This window comes from Micromonospora yangpuensis (genome assembly GCF_900091615.1).
In the GTDB taxonomy this organism is placed as follows: Bacteria; Actinomycetota; Actinomycetes; order Mycobacteriales; family Micromonosporaceae; genus Micromonospora; species Micromonospora yangpuensis.
The window spans coordinates 893156-910362 of record NZ_FMIA01000002.1 but is presented as its reverse complement, the minus strand read 5'-3'; the positions used below and the strand labels follow the sequence as shown (position 1 = coordinate 910362).

Genomic DNA, 17207 nt, shown 5'->3' with positions numbered 1-17207 from the left:
GAGGAGGTGCGGGAGATGTTGGTGATGGTGGCGTCGGTGTCCGGCGCGCCGGGTGCGTCGACGGCCGCGTTGGGGATGGCGGCGTTGTGGCCGGAGCGCCCGGCGTTGCTGGTGGAGGCCGATCCCGGTGGTGGGGTGGTCGCGGCGAGGTTCGGGCTGGCGCAGGAGCCGGGCCTGGCGTCCCTGGCGGCGGCGGCCCGGCACGGTGGGCACGCCGGTGGGGCGGCGCCGTACGTGCAGCAGGTGCCGTTGGGCTTGCACGTCCTCGTCGGGCCGGGTGCGGCCGAGACCGCCGCGGGGGCGGTGTCGGTCCTCGCCGGCCAGGCCGACGCGGTCGCGCGGTTGGCGCCGGTAGTGGTCGCCGACGCGGGCCGCCTCTACGCCAACAGCCCGACATGGGGTCTGTTGCGCTCCGCTGACGCGGTCGTGCTGGTCACCTCGGGGTCGACGGAGTACCTGGATCACCTGGACACCCGCCTGCCGGCGCTGCGCGCCGCGGCAAGGTCGGGTGGTGTCGGGCTGGCGGTCTGCGGCCGGTCCGCCTACGCCCCGGCGGAGATCAGCGGGCGCCTCGGTGTCCCGGTCTGGGCGCAGCTGCCCACCGACCGGTGGGGTGCGGGCGTCCTCGCCGGGCGGATGACGGGGCGGGCGTGGACACGTACCCGCCTCGCCCAAGCTTTGCGCGCCCTCGCCGCGTCTCTCGCGGCCGGCGGGCAGCCCGCCGGTGCGGCGCTGGAGGTCGTGCGGTGACCGCCCCGACCCTGAACGGCGGCACGACGGCGGCGCCGCCGGAGGTGGTGGCGCGGCTGCGGGCCCGGGTCAGCGACCGCCTTGCCGCGCACGGCGCGCAACTTCCCGACGGCGAGCGGCACGCGGTGATCGCGGGATACATCGCGGAGGAACTCGTCGTCCACGCCCGCGAGGACATCTCCGCCGGCCGTGTCCCGCTCACTCCGCAGGCCGAGGCGGCCTTGGCGCGGGCGTTGCGGGACAGCTTCACCGGCCTGGGCGGCTTGCAGATGTTGATCGACGACCCGCGGGTGGAGGACATCTTCGCCAACGGCTGCGACAACGTGTGGATCCGCACCACCGACGGGCGGGTGCAGCGAGTGCCGCCGGTCGCCGCCTCCGACGACGACCTGGTCGACCTGGTGCGGGTTGCGGCGGCGCGCAGCGGGCAGGAGGAGCGCCGCTTCGACCGCGGTTCGCCGGGCCTGTCGCTGCGGCTGCCCGGCGGGCAACGCCTGTTCGCCGTGATGGCGGTAGCGAAACGGCCCTCGCTGTCGATCCGCCGCAACACCCTGCACCGGGTGACCCTGGACGACCTGCTGCACCGCGGGGAGATCACGGTGGGGTTGCGGGAACTCATCCGGGCGCTGGTGCGGGCGCGCAAGAACATCGTGATCTGCGGAGGTGTCGGCGTCGGCAAGACCACCATGCTGCGCGCCGCCGCCGGCGCGATCAGCCCGCACGAGCGGATCGTCACCGTCGAGGACGCCTACGAACTCGGTCTTGACGAGGACAGCGACGCCCACCCGAACACCACCGCTCTGCAGCAGCGGGAACCGAACCTGGAAGGCGTCGGTGGCATCGACATGTCCACGATGGTGCGTTGGGGCCTGCGGATGCGCCCGGACCGGGTCATCGTCGGCGAGACCCGCGGCGCCGAGGCCGTACCCATGCTCCTGGCTATGTCGCAGGGCAACGACGGCAGCATGTGCACCCTGCACGCCTCCTCCAGTAAGCAGGCGCTGACCCGGCTGGCCATGTACGTCATGCAGGCGCCGGAGAAGCTGACCTTCGACGCGGCGAACGTGCTCATCGGCCAGGCCGTCGACTTCGTCGTCCACCTGGACGTCGCCACTGACGGCACCCGGGTGGTGTCGTCCATCCGCCAGGTCCTGGAGACCGACGGCACCCAGGTCCCCTCCAACGAGATCTACCGCCCTGGCCCCGACCGGCGCGCCGTCCCCGCCGCGCCGATTCGCGCCGACACCCTCGACGAGCTCACCGCCGCCGGCCTCAAACCCGACCTCCTCGTCCGGGACCGGTGGTGAGCATGGACCTGCTGCCGATCCTGCTCGGCCTGGGCTGCGCCGCCGGCCTGATCCTCGTCGCCGACGGGCTACGCCGCCGCCCACCCGGCATCCCGACCACCCGGACACGGCAACGGTGGACGTCGGCCGACCGCACCCGGCTCCTCGCGGCCATCGTCGCTGGATTCGCCGCCGCGGCGGCGACCCGTTGGCCGGTCGCGGCGCTGCTGACCGCCGCCGCGGTGTGGGCGCTGCCCCGCGTCCTCGGTCCCGACCGGGAGCACACTCGCGCGATCGCCCGGATCGAGGCGATCGCCACCTGGGCTGAGCTGCTGCGCGACACCTTGTCCTCGGCCGCCGGCCTGGAGCAGGCCATCACCGCCACCGCCCCTGTTACCCCCCAGCCCATCCGCCCTCAGGTGCAGGCCCTCGCGGGGGCGGTGCGCGGTGGTGCGCGGCTGCCCGACGCGCTGCGCGCGTTCGCCGCCGACCTCGCCGACCCCACCGCCGACCTCGTCGTGCGCGCCCTGACGCAGGCCGCCGGCTACCACGGCGGGCAACTGTCCCAGTGCCTGACCAGCCTCGCCGCCACCGCCCGTGAGCTCGCCGGCATCCGGATGCGGGTGGCCACCAAACGGGCCGCGACCCGCACGGCCGCCCGGGTGATCACCGGCACGTCGGTGGCGATGGTCGCCGGGCTGATCCTGCTCAACCGCGGGTTCCTCGCCCCGTACCGCAGCGTCACCGGGCAGCTCGTGCTCCTTGTCGTCGGGGCGGTGTTCGCCGGCGGGTTCTGGTGGCTGGCCCGCGCCTCCCGCGTGCCGCAACCGCCACGGGTGCTCTCGGCCGACCAGCTCGGGCAGGTGGCGTGATGGCCGCTTTCGTGGTGGCGTGCGGCGTCGTCGCCGGCCTCGGCCTGGTCCTGGCCGGCACCGGCCTGCATCCCGCCCGCCCCAGCCTCGCTCAGGCCCTCGACGCTCTGCGCCGCACCCCGGCTGCCTCGGAAGAACCGGTGGGGGCAAGGACTCGGCTGCTCGCCGCGCCCCTGCGTGCCCTCGGCCTGCCCCGGCAGCGGATGCGCGCCGACCTCGCCGTCCTGCAACGGCCGACCGCCACCCACTTGGCAGACCAGGCCCTCGCGGTGATCGCCGGCCTGCTGCTGCCCCCGGTCGCGATGGCCGTCCTCGCCTCCGGCGGGGTCAGCTTCGCCGCCGGCATGCCGCTGTGGGCGTCGCTGGCGGGTGCGGCCGGCGGCTGGTGGCTGGCCGAGACCACCGTGCACGCCGAGGCGCAGCGGCGCCGCGACGAGCTGCGCTACGCCCTGTCCGCCGTGCTCGATCTCGTCGTCATCTCCCTCGCCGGCGGCGCCGGTCTCGAACAAGCCCTCGACGACGCCTGCGCCGACACTCACGGCTGGGCCGCCGGACGCCTGAACCGTGCAGTGGCCACCGCCCGGCTGTTGCGCATCCCGCCCTGGCAGGCCCTCGGCCAGCTCGGCGAGGACACCGGCGTCGTCGAACTGCAGGAACTCGCCGCGACGATGAGTCTCGCCGGCACCGAAGGCGCCCGTATCCGCGACTCCCTCACCATCCGCGCCGCCACCCTGCGCGCCCACCAGGCCGCCGCCCTGGAGGCCCGGGCCAACTCCGCCACCGAGCGCATGTCTATGCCGGTCATGCTCTTGGCCGCCGCCTACATGCTGTTCCTCCTCTACCCGGCTGTCACCGCCGTGGACAGCTTCTGACCCCGACACACCAGAAGGAGAAACGCCGTGCACCCCAGCAAGCTGATGGCCCTGCTGACCCTGGCACACCTCACCCTCGTCGACCGGGCCCGCCGGCTGCGCGACTCCGGCGACCGGGGCAGCGAGACCACCGAGAAGGTCATGTGGATCGCCCTGCTCGTCACCCTCGTCCTGGCCGTCTACGCCATCTTCCAAGGCAAGATCATCACTAAGATCACCGGAATCAACCTCTAGCCATGCACCGCACGCGACGAGGCAGGCGACGCCGGCTCGGTGGTGACCGCGGGTCGGTCACCACCGAGGTGGTCCTCTACGCGCCCCTGCTGTTCCTGCTTGTCCTCGTCGGCGTGCAGTTCGCCCTGTGGGCCCTGGCCCAACTCGGCGTCCAGCACGCCGCGAACCACGCCCTGCAGACCACCAGAGTGTCCGGCGGCACCACCGCCGCCGGCCGCGCCGACGCCACCGAGGTGCTCCGCCAGGTCGCCGGGCAGGTCGTCGTCGACCCGCGCGTGTCGGTCACCCGCACCGCCGACACCGCCACCGTGGCCGTGGCAGGGCGGGTTCCCGCCGTCGTGCCGTTCCTACGTCTGCAGGTCAGCACGCAGGCCAGCGCCCCAGTCGAGCGTTTCCGCCCCTCGACCCTGTCGCTGGCCCCCTCGCCGCCTGGAGTGGAAGGAGCCTCGACGTGACCCGCGAGCAGCGCCGCAGCCGACACCCACGCCGCCGGGTGCCTCGGCTGCGGGGAGACTGCGGTTCGGTCAGCGTCGAGATGGCGCTGAGCTACGTACCGCTGATGGTCCTGGCCGCCCTCGCGGTGGTGGCGTGCCTGCGCCTGGCCTCGGCCGCCATCGACGTCAACTCCGCCGCCGCCGCCGCGGCCCGCCAGGCGTCCCTCGCCCACACCCCCGGCGAGGCCCGCGCCGCAGGTGCCGACGGCGCCTCCGCGACCCTGGCTGGGCGGGCCTTCACCTGCCAGCCGTCCAACGTCACCGTCGACGCCGGCGCGTTCGTCCCCGGCGGGCAGGTCAGCGCCACCGTGGCGTGCACCGTCCGCCTCGAAGACCTCTACGGCCTCGGCCTGCCCGGCACCATCACCATCCGCGGCACCTCCCACCAGCCCCTCGACACCTACCGCGGGACAACGGCGCCATGAACCGGCTGCGTACCCGCCTGCGGCAGGCCCGCCACGACGACCGCGGCCAGATCACCCCGTGGACGATCTTCGGCGTCGTTCTCGTCCTCATCCTCGCCGGCCTGGTGCTCGACCTGGGCCTGGGCATGTCGGACAAGGTGCGGCTCCTCGACGTCGCACAGGGCGCCGCCCGGGCAGGCGCCCGCGAGATTGACCTTGCCACCTACCGGGCCACCGGCACTGTCCAGCTCCAGCCCGCCCAGGCCGCCGCAGCCGCGCGGAGCTTCGCCCAACAGGCCGGCGTCGACGGGCAGGTCACCGCGTCCGCCACCCCCACCGCCGTCACCGTCACCATCAGCGGCACCCGGCCCACGCAGCTGCTGCACCTCGTCGGGATCAGCGCCCTGCCGGTGTCCGCGACTGCGACCGCCAGCCCTCTGACCGGCGTTACCGCACCGAATTGACCAGGACCGCCACGCCACGACCGGGAGCCCCAGTGTTCGCATTCCTCGGCGCCACCGCCCGCCGGCTGGCCGGACTCGGGATCCTGGTGCTGCTCACCGCCGGCGTGCCGTACGCGCTCATCCGATACGTCGGCTGGCCGCTACCCCGCGAGGTCCCCACCTGGCAGGACGTCGGCACCGCCCTCACCTCACCGCTGACCGACGCCATGCTCGGCAACGCCCTCGTCTGCCTGCTCTGGGCGGCGTGGGCGGCGTTCATCTGGTCGCTGATCGCCGAGGTCGCCGAAACCGCCACGGGCATCCGCCTGCCGCAACCCCGAGCCATCGCGCCGGCCCGCGGGCTCGCCGCCATCCTGGTGGCCGCCATCAGCGGCGGCGTCCTCGCCACCGCCGCCCAGGCCGCACCGACCCTCACCCAGCCAGCGCAGGCGACAACCACCCACACCAACGCCACCGCTCCGGCTACGGCTACGGCGACCGCCGTGCCCAGCAGCACCATGCGGCTGGTGACCACGGACGGGCACCACACGCAGGCCTGGCAGGCAGCCGTGTCGACGTCCGCCCTGCCGGACATGAGGGATCCGGTGCCGGCGCGGCTGGTAGCGGGCCACGTAACGCTTGTGTCGTCCGGCCAGACCTACACATGCGAGGTGCGGCGCGGGGACACCCTGTCGAAGATCGCCCAGCAGTGGCTCGGCGACGCCAACCGGTGGCCGGAGATCTTCGCCCTCAACCGGGGCACCCACTTCCGCGACGTCGGCGGCACCCTCACCAACCCGAACCTGATCTATCCCGGCTGGACCTTGGAACTGCCCGACGACGCCACACCACCAGCCGGCACACCCCGGACCCCGCCACCCGCCGAGCCGCCGGCGGCAGGCCCCGAACAGCCGGGAACCGGCACCACCGCGCCCCCGCCGACACCCAACCAACCCACCCAGCCGCCACCCGACGCGCCGTCCGCGAGACCGCCGACAGGCTCCACCACCCCGGCACCGCACGACGGTGATGACGGCATAGTCCACGTCCCCTCGCCGCCGGTCTCCACCGCGCCCGCTGAGCAGCCGTCGGCCTCCGGAGGCTCGACGACGCCCCGCCCCTCGGTCAACGGGCAGCAGACACCCGGGCCGCAAACGGAGGCGTCACCCGGTGTCTCACTCGGCACCGGCAGCTGGCTCGACGCCGGGCTCGTTGCCGCGATCCTCGCGGCCGTCGCCCTCGTCTGGGCCCACCGCCGCCGCCGCTACACCCGCCGGCCCGTGTCGGCCGACCTGCGCCTGGACGACCCCGACGTGGCGCCCATGCCGCCCGTGGTGAACCAGATCCGCCGACGCCTGCGCCACGCCACCACGACCCCCACCGACCCGGCCAGCCTCGACGGTCCGGATGACGACCTCGGGCTGTTCACCGACCCCGACGGCACCGAAGCGGACGACAACGCCTCCGTACCGGACAGCCCTGACACCTCCGATCAGGACGCCGGCCTGCTCGACGACGATCGTCCGGAGATCGCCGGGCGGCACGACCAGAACGGCGCCCTCGACGACGCCGGTCTCGACGACGAGGACGACCACGGAAAGCCGGCGCCTGCCGCGGACCCGCGCGCAGGAGACGACACTGCGCTCCGCCCGGTGGTGCCGTCGCTGGCGCACCCGCTCGCCGCGGTCTGGCCGCCTGCCGGCCTGGGGCTCACCGGTCCCGGCGCGGAGGCCGCCGCCCGCGGGTTCATGGCCGCCGCCCTGGCCGCCGGGGGCCTCGACGCACCAGAAGACCGCACCTGGCTGGTCATGCCATCAGCGACCGCGGCGACGCTGCTCGGCGCCGGTGCCGTCGCGCTGCCCCGCACCCCGCGGCTGACCGTCACCGGTGGCCTGGACGAGGCACTCGACCTGCTCGAGGCGCAGACCCTGCACCGCAGCCGCATCGCCTACGCCCACGAGGTCGACACCGCCGCCGAGGCCCGCGCGGCGGACCCGACCGGGGAGCCGATGCCGCCAGTCCTGCTGCTGGCCGACGCCGACACCCGCCACCAGCGCACCCGTATCGCCGCGCTCCTCGCCCAGGGCCAGCGCCTTGACATCCACGGCGTGCTGCTGGGCGCATGGCCCGACGGCGACACCGTCGTCGTCGCCGAAGACGGCACCACGAGCCGCGCCCAGGGGGAAGGCTCCCGCCACGGTGGCCACCCGGCCGACATCGGCCGACTGGCCGTCCTCACCCCGTCCGAGACCAGCGACCTGCTCGTCACCCTCGCCGAATCCCACACCGGCCAGCCGCAGGCTCCCGCCCCGATCGAACCCGTCACCACCGCCCAGGCCACGAACGCCGCACCCGATGCGCAACCTTCTCCCGACACCGAGCCGGCGCCAGCCGACGTCCCCGTCCGCGAGGGTGACCACCTGCCGGCATCCGGCCCGGAGCCCGTGCCCGCCGCCCCGACAACAACAGCGGGCAGCGCCAGCAGCGAGACCGCCCCGGCCACCCAGGCAGCTCCGCCCACCGACGCCCATGCCGGCGGCGCGGACACTGCCCGCGACGGTGCGCCCCCGCCCGCCGTGGAGGAACCGGACACCGACGGCGCGGCCGAGAAAAGCCAGGAGACCAGCCACGGGAGGGTGCAGGTCTCCGTCCTGGGCACCGCCGCGATCGTCGACGTGCCGCCAGGGCCGACGCTGCGCAAGAAATCCCTCGAAGTGCTCGTCTACCTGGCCGTGCACGACGGCGACGCCTCCGCCGAGGCGATCCTCGACGACCTGCTCCCCGACGCCCCCGCCAACAAAGCACCCGGCCGGCTCTACACCTACGTGTCCGACCTGCGCACCATCATGCGCCGCACCGCAGGACGCGGCACCTACCTCACCCACCCCCACCAGCGGTACGTCCTCAACCGCGACGCCGTCGACGTGGACCTGTGGCGCATGCGCGCCGCGATCCGCGACGCCAACCAGGCCACCGACCCAACCGAGCGCCTCGCCGCGCTACGCCGCGCGGTCGACACCTACCGCGGACACCTGGCCGACGGCGCCGACTACGAATGGATCGAGCCCTACCGCGAAGCCGTCCGGCAGCAGGCACTTGATGCCTACCTCGCCCTCGCCGACGCCCTCACCGACAACCCCGCCGAGCAGCTCACCGTCCTGGACGCCGCGATCGGCCACAACCTGTACGCGGAAGAGCTGTACCAGCAGGCGATGCGGGCCCGCGCCGCGCTCGGGCACCTCGACGCCATCCGCAGCCTGCGCCGCGCCCTGACCCGCGCCCTCGGCGAGATCGACGCCGAACCCAGCGACGACACCATCGCCTTGGCCGACGAGTTGGTCGCCCAGGTCCAGCGTCCCGCCCGCCGACCAGACCTGCGGCCGGCGCCCCGGCCCGGTGACGGAGCTGCCGCATGACCGCCACACCGCTACCCCGGCACACCTCCGCCCGTACCCCGGAGGTAGCGGAGGTCGACACGCGGCACCTGATCCGGCTGCGGTGGGCCGTGCGGGCCGTGCTCGCCCTCGGCGTCGCCGCGTCGATCGCGGCGAACGTCCTACACGCCCGGCCGAACCTCATCAGCCAGGTCATCGCCGCGTGGCCGCCGCTGGCACTGCTGCTGACCGTCGAACTCATCTCCCGCGTCCCCGCAGATCGCCGCGGCCTGGCCGCCGCCCGGCTGATCGCCGCCGCCGTCATCGCCGGCATCGCCGCCTGGGTGAGTTACTGGCACATGGTCGGCGTCGCCGCCCGATACGGCGAAACTGGCGTCGCCGCCTCCTACCTGCTGCCCATCTCCGTTGACGGGCTCGTCGTCGTAGCCAGCATCAGCCTGGTCGAGATCGCTGGACGGATCCGCACCCCCTCCGTCAGTCAGGTTGGCCGCCTGCAGTCCGCCACCACGCCAACGGAGACGCCGACCCCGACGGCCGAATCGCCGAGCCTGAGGGCACCGGCCCTCGTATCAGGGCCGCCCCGTGCAGCGCAGACGTTACGAGGCTTCGACGTATCGCCGACGGAATGGCCGGAGGCTGCGATCCGCGGCGACGAGGGCGAGCATTCGAATGCGGACGCCACCGTGCACGCGCCGACCGATGCGCGCGACACCGAGGAAGTTGCACCTGAGCTGCCGCAGGACGATACACGCGACCACGAGGACGCTCACCTCGTCCAGACCGGTAAGGACGCCATACCGTCCCCGCACACGCCGCCGTTGCGGGGTGCGGACCCCTCTCACCACGCCACGGACCGGTCTGGAATCAGCAGGTCCGGCACCACCGGCTCTCCAGGCACGCCGGTCGAGAATCCCGACGAGCAGGACACGGCCAACCCTCCGGGCGCTGCCCAAGAGATTGAGTTGGACTCTATCGAAGGCCAGGGTCGAAATTCCGACCCGGACGATGGCACAAGCAGCGCAAAGGTGCCGCCCGACACCGCCGGGGCCGTGGCCTACTGGCATCGCCAGGACCCGTCCCTGCACCCAGCCGAGATCGCCACCAGAATCGGCCGGTCCGAGCGCACCGTCCGCCGGTACTGGCCACCCGTGCCGCGAACCGCGAACGGGCACGACACAAGTCGTGTCGCCGAGCAAATTGGCGCCTCGTGACCACCCTCGTGCCTTGGGGCGGCGCCACGGCAACCTGTGGGCCCGCTGGCGCAAGCACCCGGCAGGGTGCGGCTCAAAGTGCGGGGCGGTGCTGCCAGATCCTTAGGAGTCTTTCCGGTTCACTCCTCGCCCTCGGTCAGGCGAAGCGCGTCCTTGATCTTGTCGTTGCGCAGGGGCAGGTATTCGCCCTCGATGAAACGGCCGCCTTCGAAGATCTTCATGAGCGCGGCCGTGGTCTCGTCGCTGAGCAGGGAGGAGTTCGCCTCCAGCATCCGGTTGAGGGTGTCCGTGAGGTCTAGGGCGGAGAGTCTCTCCAGCGCGCTCTTCAGTTCCGGCGCAGCGTCGGCGTCTTCGACGCGAGCACGGGATAGGGTCCGCATCTGATCGGCGATGAACGCCGCGGCGATCATGATCATCGCGAGTCGCCGTTGGGCTTCCTCGCTGCTCATATCGGTCCGGAGGTCGTCCAGCGAGGCCTCTACCTGTTGCGAGAAGTTCTTCGCGGCGGCGCCGTCCAGGGCGGGTTGACTCTCGCCCTCGCTCATCTCGGAGTTCCCACTCGACTTCGACTTCAGATCGTTGAACCAGTCCTTGACGTATGGCGCCGACTTGACTGCTGCGATAATCCCGCCGGTGGCGACTGCGATGATCCCGCCAGTGGCGACAGCCCCAATGATTACGCCCTTCAGCTTGCTTTGTGCAAGCAGCTTCGCTATTTCGGCATCCGCCGATAGCAAGTCGACGCGGCCGAGGCTGCGAGCAGCATTGAAAGTATTCGAGCTTAAAGCGCCGAGGTTCCTGGTTGACGCTGCAAGTTCGTGACCGGCATCGACGATGACTTTGTAGTAGTCGGACATCTCTCACATTCGCTTACGGAGCTGTTGCAATTTGGTCTTTCAGCTCGGCGACCCCCCGCAGCCACTCGCCGAACTGTGCTGGCGGCGATTAGCGGTTCGGCGGCTCGATGCCCGCTCGCTGAAGCCGCCAGCGTGCGGCTGCTCGGTGCTGCTCGCTGAATAACGGATCCCACCTTGGGTTAAGGATCTCCCATTCGATAGTTAGCTCGGGGCGACCAGCTTGGACAAGCCGACCGAAGCCTGTCTGGATGTCCCCGCTAACGACCAAGCGTCGCGCAGCCTCCGCTGCACCCAGGGTGGAAATCATCCCTTTCCATGCCGGGTCACGTCCGCGCTGGTGGTGTAAGAGACGGCCATCGCGTGATCCGGTCTGATGTTATGCGGCGATCGGGGTGGGGTCGGGCTGGTTGGTGTCGTGTTGGTTGGTGTCGAGGGTGGTCAGGCGGGCTTTGGCGAGGAGTTCCAGGCCCATGTAGCGGCGTCCTTCGGTCCATTCGTCGGTCTGTTCGGCTAGGACTGCGCCGACGAGTCTGATGATGGCCGCTCGGTTGGGGAAGATCCCGACGACGTCGGTGCGGCGGCGGATTTCCTTGTTCAGGCGTTCCTGCGGGTTGTTGGACCAGATCTGGCGCCAGATCTCGCGTGGGAAGCCGGTGAAGGCGAGCAGGTCGTCGCGGGCGGCGTCGAGGTGCTCGGCGGCGGCCGGGAACTTCGCCTCGATCGTGGCGATGACCCGCCGGAACTGGGCGTGAACGGCGTCGGTGTCGGGCTGGTCGAAGATCGTGCGGACCAGGGTGGCTATCCACGGCTGCGCTGATTTCGGGACTTTCGTGAGCAGGTTGCGCAGGTAGTGGGTGCGGCATCGTTGCCAGGTGGCGCCGGGCAGCGCGGCGCCGATCGCTGCCACGAGGCCGCGGTGAGCGTCGGAGATGACCAGCTGGACGCCCGACAGTCCGCGGGCCGTCAGGGATCGCAGGAACGCCAGCCACCCCGCGCCGTCTTCGTCCGAGGCGACGTCGATGCCGAGGACTTCACGTTGGCCGTCGGCGTTGACCCCGACCGCGACCAGGGCGTGGACGTTGACGGTCCGGCCAGCCTCGCGGACCTTCATGGTCAGGGCGTCGGTCCACACGAACGTGTAGTGGGCGGCGTCCAGGGGCCGGTTGCGGAACGCCTCCACCTGCGCGTCCAGATGCTGCGCCATCTCCGAGACCTGCGACTTCGACAACTGCCGGATGCCGAGCTGCTCGACCAGCTTCTCCACCCGCCGCGTCGACACCCCCAGCAGATACGACGTCGCGACCACCGACACGAGGGCCTGCTCGGCCCGCCGCCGATGCGTCAGCAACCAGTCGGGAAAGTAGGAGCCCTGCCGCAGCTTCGGGATCGCCAGGTCGATCGTGCCGGCGCGGGTATCCCATTCCCGGGTCCGGTAGCCGTTACGGGAGTTGACCCGCTCATCACTGCGCTGCCCATATGCGGCGCCGCAGATCGCGTCGGCCTCGGCGGACATCACCGCCTGCGCGAACGTCTTGATCATCGCCTGCAACACATCCGGCGACGCGCCCTCGATCTGCTCGCGCAGCAGGTCAACAGGGTTCACACTCTCTGAAGCGGCCATCGCGTCCTCATCTCCTTCTCTGACTTGGTCGTCTTGAAGGATCGACGCGATGGCCGTCTCTCATCTACGCAACACGCCCAACACGGGCAAGTCGTACACCACTCCCGTGGACGTGACCCCATGCCGTTGGCCGGTAGGGCGGAGAGAGGCGGAGGCATGTCTCGATCGCGATCTCACATACCGCCCGAAATTCGGACTCAAGAGTCGCAAACGCCTGAAGATCGTCGTGGTGATTAGGCACGATAGGCCCCCGCAGATGCCAGGTCTCGCCGCGCGCTGCGGTCGAACCGCAGTATCGCTGTGAACGGAGAATAGAGCAAGAGGCGCCAAGCAGCGACGAACAGACTTGCGGACGCTCGAGCGTGCGGATGTTCAGTGCCCCATTGCTATGGGTAGCCGGTCCTTGCCGCGTCGGCGAGGATCCGGGCGGCTGTGGGGTGACGACGGCAGCGAGCTGGCCGAGACCACGCGGACTATCCGAACGCACGGCACGGCGGACGACGAAAGACCCCGCCTTTTCACTCCATGCCTGCCCAACCACCGGGAGGGGCCGGGCACTCGCTAATGCTCAGTAACTGACTACCGGTGTTGACCCCAGTGACGGCGTTGACGTCGATGGCGACACAGCCCGAGCCGACATAGGCGAGCGCATCCGGTCGTGGCCGGAATCCGAGCGCCGATAGGGGGCGCCCGGATCCCGGCGGCAGCTGGCGTGCTCTGTTACAGCTGGGCGATGAGCGGCTGTGCCTGCGGGTCGAAGTCGTACCCGCTGTCCCAGGGGAATCGGCCCTCTCGGTCGGGCCACACGAGCTGCTGGAGGCGGGTTTTCTCTCGGCCGTAGCGGTTGATCGCCATCGCGGGCAGCAGCTCGTCGGTGGGTGGTCCGTCGATGATGATCGCGTCGTAGCCGGCGATGAGGTCGCTGATGCGCTGGCCGTGGGTGAACCGTTCGGCCTTGTCGTAGACCCGGCGGGCAAGGTCGTTGAGCAGGCTGTGGGCGACCTCGGGTGGCAGTCCGGCGGTGATCAGTTCGGGGTAGTCGTGGGCGGTGAGCCCGACGGTGTAGGCGAACGGGGCGGTGGTGTCGGGGTCGTCGGCGGTGGGCAGGACGTGGGTGACGGCCCAGCCGGTGGTGTCGATGATCTGTTCTTGGCGTTGGAGGAAGTCGTCGGTGTTAGGCACGTGCTGTCTCCTGGTCATTCGGGCGTACGGGTGGAGTCCGGGTCGGGTGGCTCGACGTCGACGAAGCCCCAGAGTCGTTCCATGACCTGGAGTTGCCAGGTGCGGTAGCGGTCGGCGAATCCGCGGCAGACCGCGGGCGGGACCGGACTATCGGCGTAGGGCAGTGTGGAGTGGCAGATGATGTATCCCGCCGCACCCCGTGCCTCGGCGACCATCTGCTTGAGTCGGCCGGGGTCGAGGTGCATCGGGTTGCCGGGCTTGAAGATGCAGGTGGAGCACTCGCGGGCGAGCAGGCGAGTCTTGCGCAGTTCCGGGTCGCCGACGCTGAGCCGGGGTGACCGGTCGGTACCCGGTTCGTCGGCGGGATCGAACATGCTGTCCATCATCAACTCCTTGGCGTAACGGCGTGGGGCCCGAATCCGTCGATGCGGGCCCCACGAATCCGGGTGAGCGGAAGGCCTTGGCGCCCGGGTGGCGCCGGTGTGGCCTGGTCAGAGCCGGCGTAGCCAGGTGAGCACCGTGTCGATGTCGGCACGGCGCAGCCCGTGAGACGGGTCGACGGGGTGGAGCAGGGTGGGTGCGCCGTCGCGGGTGCGCTGGTCGGCGGTGGTGGGGTCCTTGCCGCCGAACTCGTCGTCGAGGATGGCGAGTGCCCGCCGCGTGGCCCAGGGGTAGAGGGCGGAGAGTTTGCTCTGGTGGCCGAAGCGGACACCGCCCGCGTGGACGGGAACGTGCGGCCAGGTGGTCGGCAGGTCGAGTCGTGGGGCGATCCATTGGGCGGCGAGGTGGTTCCAGCTGGTGCACCACACCGGTTGGGCGTGTTCGGCCAGTTCCCGCAGCCATGGCCCGTGGTCGGGGTGGAGCCAGACGGTGCCGGTGACGTGCTGCCCGTCGGGTCCGGGCCCGTCGTAGCGGTGTGGCTGGTAGCCAAGCGCTGCGGCGTGGGCCGGGTTGGCGGGGTTGAGGACGCCGTCGACGTCGAGGGCCACGATCGGCGGAAGCTCTGGGTGTGCCAGGGGTCGGGTGCTGGTCACGGCTGGGCCTCCTGGAGGGTGACCGGGTGCAGCGGCACGATGAGCCGGTCGGCTGCGCGGCCGGGTCCGTCGTCGGGTTGCCACGTGTCGGCGGCGGCGTGGGTGGGGAACGGGCCGACGGCGGCGAGCCAGCCTTGGGTGCGGTCGAGCAGCACGAGGACGGCGGTGCGGGCGTCGTCGAGGGCGGGCCGTAGGGCCGCGGCGAGGGTGGTGGGCAGGTCGACCCAGCAGGTGGCGGGTAGGGCTGTGGTGGCGGGGTCGTGCAGCGGCACGGGTTTGGTCACGGCGAGTGTGGTGCTGTCGAGCGCGAGCATGGGGGCGAGGGAGCGGGCTGTTTCGGCGCCGCTGGTGGGGCCGTGTGCGGCGAGTTCGCCGCCGGTGTGAACGGCGAGCAGCGCGTACGGGTCGCGGATCTCCAGGGAGTCCAGGACGGCGAGGGTGATCATGTCTCCGGTTCGCAGGTCGCCCAGGGTGAGCAGGACCGGCCGTCCGTCCGGGTCGCGGGTCCAGGTGATCACGTCGAAGTGTTCGCTGGTGACGTCGGCGAGACGTCGCCAGGCGCGGTTGTCGGTGTCGAAGGGGTGTTCGTTGTCGGTGCCGAAACGCATGGGATGAGCTCCTTGTGATGGGCGGCGTCGTATCGCGTCCGGACCTGGCCCACCGGGTCATGGGGACGGGATGCATGGACGCTTCGATGGCGCGGGATGGTCAAGTCGCCGACCGGCGGCGAGGGCCGTCCGCTGCCGGCCCCGCGAGACGTGGCGGGTTGCCGGCGGCAGCCCGCCTCTGCGGGCTTGGGTACGTCGTTGGGGTGGCCGCGCGCGGCGCTGCCCGGCCACGGCCGTTGCAGCGCCGCGGCGCGGGGGTGGGCTGGTCGGTCGCCGAACGGCGCGGCTGGGCTAGGCCTGGGCGAGCGCGGCGACGGCGGCGTCGGCGATCGCCGCGACGGCCTCGACGGGATCGGCGACAGTGAGGGTGGTGGTGTGCGTGAAGGTGTGCCTCCACATCTGGTCGGGGCCGGTCAGTTCGCTGTCGGCGAGCGGGTCGGCGGGGTGCAGCCACAGCACGGCACAGCCGGCCTGGTGCAGGGTGGTGACGAGTTGTTGGCCGGCGGGGATGTCGTCGAGGTAGCCGTCGGAGACGACGGCGAGCATCCGCAGGGTGCGGCCGTGGCGTAGGTCGAGGAGTTGGTCGGCGACCTTGACCGCTTCCGGGAAGGTGGCGGTGGCGAGGCCGGTGCGCATGGTCAGCACCTGCGTGGGGCGGGTGCGTGGGGGTACCAGGACGGTGGTGCGGTCGCCGAACCCGATGGTGGTGGTCGTCGCGTCGGCGCGGCGTGCCGCGTTGGCGAAGATCCACGCGGCCGACGACATCGCGTCGGTGTAGCGGTCCATCGAGCCGGACAGGTCGACCAGGACGGCCAGGTGCAGACGGGGTTTCTCCGGTGGCAGTTGGGCGCGTTGCTGCCACGGGGCGGCGGTCGGGAGTTGCCCGGCGGCGATTTGTGCTTCGGCGGTGATGGCCTGCCGGGTGCGCAGCCGGCCGGGTGGGATCGCGGAGGGCCGCCGGCCGGGTTCGGAGTGTTGGGTGCGGGCTTGCCGCAGCCGGTTGGCGAGGTCGCGGGCCGCGCGGTGTTCCTGCTCGGTCGGGTCCCGGCGGTCCCACTCCGACGGTGGGCTGTGCCGGTGGGCCAGCAGCGCGGCGGCGTACTCGGCCGGGGTGATGCCGGCGGCGACGGCGAGGTAGTCGACGAGGGCCGCGGCGAGGCGGCCGGCGAATTGTCCGGCGTCCGGTACGGGGGTGTCGTACTGCTGGTCGGGGTCGATGCCGAGTACCTGGCACCACCGGCGGGCCAGGCAGATCATGGTGTCGGCGTCGGTGTCTTCGCAGGTGTGGGCCTCGCGCCAGATGTCCCGCAGTTGCCGCAGGCGTTTGCGTCCGAGGACGCCGGTGACGGCGGCCCGGATCGGGCGGACGTCTTTGCTGGTGACGATGCGGGCGTCGACGCGCGCCAGGAGCAGGGCGGCGAGTTGTCCGGCGTGCCACGCGTCGTCGACGGCCGCGTCGTCGGGGTCGAGAAGGGTGGTGACGGTGTGCCGTAGCCAGCGGCGGTCGCCGCGGCGGCGGGCGCGTTGGCGTCCTTCGGCCCGGGATTCCTCCAGCATGTCGGCGACGGCGGCGAGGATCGGCGGGGTGCCGGGCGGGGTGGTCCAGCGGCTGTGCGCGGCGTGCGCGGCGCCGTGCACGAGCAGCCCGTAGCCGGTGGGCACGAGGCGCTTGTGTCGGGCCTTCGTCGGGTCGGTGACGTCGGGGCTGTCGGCGATGTAGGTGGCGTCGACCTCGATCCGGTTCAGGGCGGGGTAGAAGCACTCGGGTGCGTCCCCGGCGGCGCCGGGGGCGACGAGGACGGTGAGGTCGGTACGGCCGGTCAGCAGCGGAACGTGCTGGGTCCACGCGGCGGACCAGCTATGCCAGTTGCTGGCGCCGGCCGGCGTCGGCGGTGCGCCCTGCTGGAGGTGGGTGCTGGGGTGTGACACGGATTGGCTCCTTCC

17 protein-coding genes are annotated in these 17207 nt (G+C 71.8%); 10 read left to right on the top strand and 7 right to left on the bottom strand.

Annotated elements, in window-relative coordinates; all coding sequences use genetic code 11:
* Positions 1–15 precede the first annotated feature (15 nt).
* The 10 genes from GA0070617_RS04385 to GA0070617_RS04340 all read left to right on the top strand — a co-directional run bounded on the left by GA0070617_RS04385 (position 16) and on the right by GA0070617_RS04340 (position 9961).
* The gene (locus tag GA0070617_RS04385) at positions 16–750 is read left to right on the top strand and encodes a MinD/ParA family ATP-binding protein (RefSeq protein WP_091445874.1); all 735 of its coding nucleotides are present in this window, start codon (positions 16–18) and stop codon (positions 748–750) included.
* Positions 747–2057 (top strand): TadA family conjugal transfer-associated ATPase, encoded by a 1311-nt coding sequence (locus GA0070617_RS04380; RefSeq protein ID WP_091434167.1) that lies wholly within the window; start codon positions 747–749, stop codon positions 2055–2057. Before GA0070617_RS04385 ends, GA0070617_RS04380 begins: the two co-directional genes overlap by 4 nt.
* Before the next feature lie 2 nt (positions 2058–2059).
* Positions 2060–2908, top strand: coding sequence for a type II secretion system F family protein (locus tag GA0070617_RS04375; protein WP_091434166.1), 849 nt, complete (start codon positions 2060–2062; stop codon positions 2906–2908).
* Positions 2908–3780 carry a type II secretion system F family protein gene (locus GA0070617_RS04370; protein ID WP_091434164.1) on the top strand — a complete coding sequence of 291 codons (873 nt, stop codon included), beginning with the start codon at positions 2908–2910 and terminating at the stop codon, positions 3778–3780. Before GA0070617_RS04375 ends, GA0070617_RS04370 begins: the two co-directional genes overlap by 1 nt.
* 45 nt (positions 3781–3825) lie before the next feature.
* A complete protein-coding gene (locus GA0070617_RS04365; protein WP_091299259.1) occupies positions 3826–4014 on the top strand; it encodes a hypothetical protein in 189 nt (62 codons plus the stop codon).
* Between the two features lie 2 nt (positions 4015–4016).
* Positions 4017–4469, top strand: coding sequence for a TadE/TadG family type IV pilus assembly protein (locus tag GA0070617_RS04360; protein ID WP_091434162.1), 453 nt, complete (start codon positions 4017–4019; stop codon positions 4467–4469).
* An 80-nt stretch (positions 4470–4549) separates the two neighbouring features.
* Positions 4550–4933, top strand: a complete 384-nt coding sequence (locus tag GA0070617_RS04355) for a TadE family protein (protein ID WP_091445871.1) — start codon at positions 4550–4552, stop codon at positions 4931–4933.
* On the top strand, positions 4930–5376 hold the full coding sequence (locus tag GA0070617_RS04350) for a pilus assembly protein TadG-related protein (protein WP_047894850.1): 447 nt from the start codon (positions 4930–4932) through the stop codon (positions 5374–5376). Before GA0070617_RS04355 ends, GA0070617_RS04350 begins: the two co-directional genes overlap by 4 nt.
* Positions 5377–5408: 32 nt before the next feature.
* Complete coding sequence (locus tag GA0070617_RS04345; RefSeq protein WP_091434160.1) at positions 5409–8771, top strand: BTAD domain-containing putative transcriptional regulator; 3363 nt, start codon at positions 5409–5411, stop codon at positions 8769–8771.
* Positions 8768–9961, top strand: a complete 1194-nt coding sequence (locus tag GA0070617_RS04340; protein ID WP_091434158.1) for a DUF2637 domain-containing protein — start codon at positions 8768–8770, stop codon at positions 9959–9961. Before GA0070617_RS04345 ends, GA0070617_RS04340 begins: the two co-directional genes overlap by 4 nt.
* 119 nt (positions 9962–10080) lie before the next feature.
* On the opposite strand, the gene GA0070617_RS04335 is transcribed toward GA0070617_RS04340, so the two are convergent.
* The 7 genes from GA0070617_RS04335 to GA0070617_RS04305 form a co-directional block, all read right to left on the bottom strand.
* Positions 10081–10818 (bottom strand): hypothetical protein, encoded by a 738-nt coding sequence (locus tag GA0070617_RS04335; protein ID WP_139135568.1) that lies wholly within the window; start codon positions 10816–10818, stop codon positions 10081–10083.
* A gap of 376 nt (positions 10819–11194) precedes the next feature.
* Positions 11195–12439 carry an IS256 family transposase gene (locus tag GA0070617_RS04330; RefSeq protein ID WP_091434154.1) on the bottom strand — a complete coding sequence of 415 codons (1245 nt, stop codon included), beginning with the start codon at positions 12437–12439 and terminating at the stop codon, positions 11195–11197.
* Positions 12440–13159: 720 nt separating this feature from the next.
* Positions 13160–13621, bottom strand: a complete 462-nt coding sequence (locus GA0070617_RS04325; protein ID WP_091434152.1) for a DUF4262 domain-containing protein — start codon at positions 13619–13621, stop codon at positions 13160–13162.
* Positions 13622–13635: 14 nt separating this feature from the next.
* The gene (locus tag GA0070617_RS04320) at positions 13636–14004 is read right to left on the bottom strand and encodes a hypothetical protein (RefSeq protein ID WP_091434150.1); all 369 of its coding nucleotides are present in this window, start codon (positions 14002–14004) and stop codon (positions 13636–13638) included.
* A gap of 108 nt (positions 14005–14112) precedes the next feature.
* Positions 14113–14655 (bottom strand): HAD domain-containing protein, encoded by a 543-nt coding sequence (locus GA0070617_RS04315; protein WP_091434147.1) that lies wholly within the window; start codon positions 14653–14655, stop codon positions 14113–14115.
* Positions 14652–15263, bottom strand: a complete 612-nt coding sequence (locus tag GA0070617_RS31975; RefSeq protein ID WP_091434145.1) for a hypothetical protein — start codon at positions 15261–15263, stop codon at positions 14652–14654. The genes GA0070617_RS04315 and GA0070617_RS31975 overlap by 4 nt, the downstream gene beginning before the upstream one ends.
* A gap of 291 nt (positions 15264–15554) precedes the next feature.
* Positions 15555–17192 carry a VWA domain-containing protein gene (locus tag GA0070617_RS04305; RefSeq protein WP_091434142.1) on the bottom strand — a complete coding sequence of 546 codons (1638 nt, stop codon included), beginning with the start codon at positions 17190–17192 and terminating at the stop codon, positions 15555–15557.
* Positions 17193–17207: the final 15 nt, after the last annotated feature.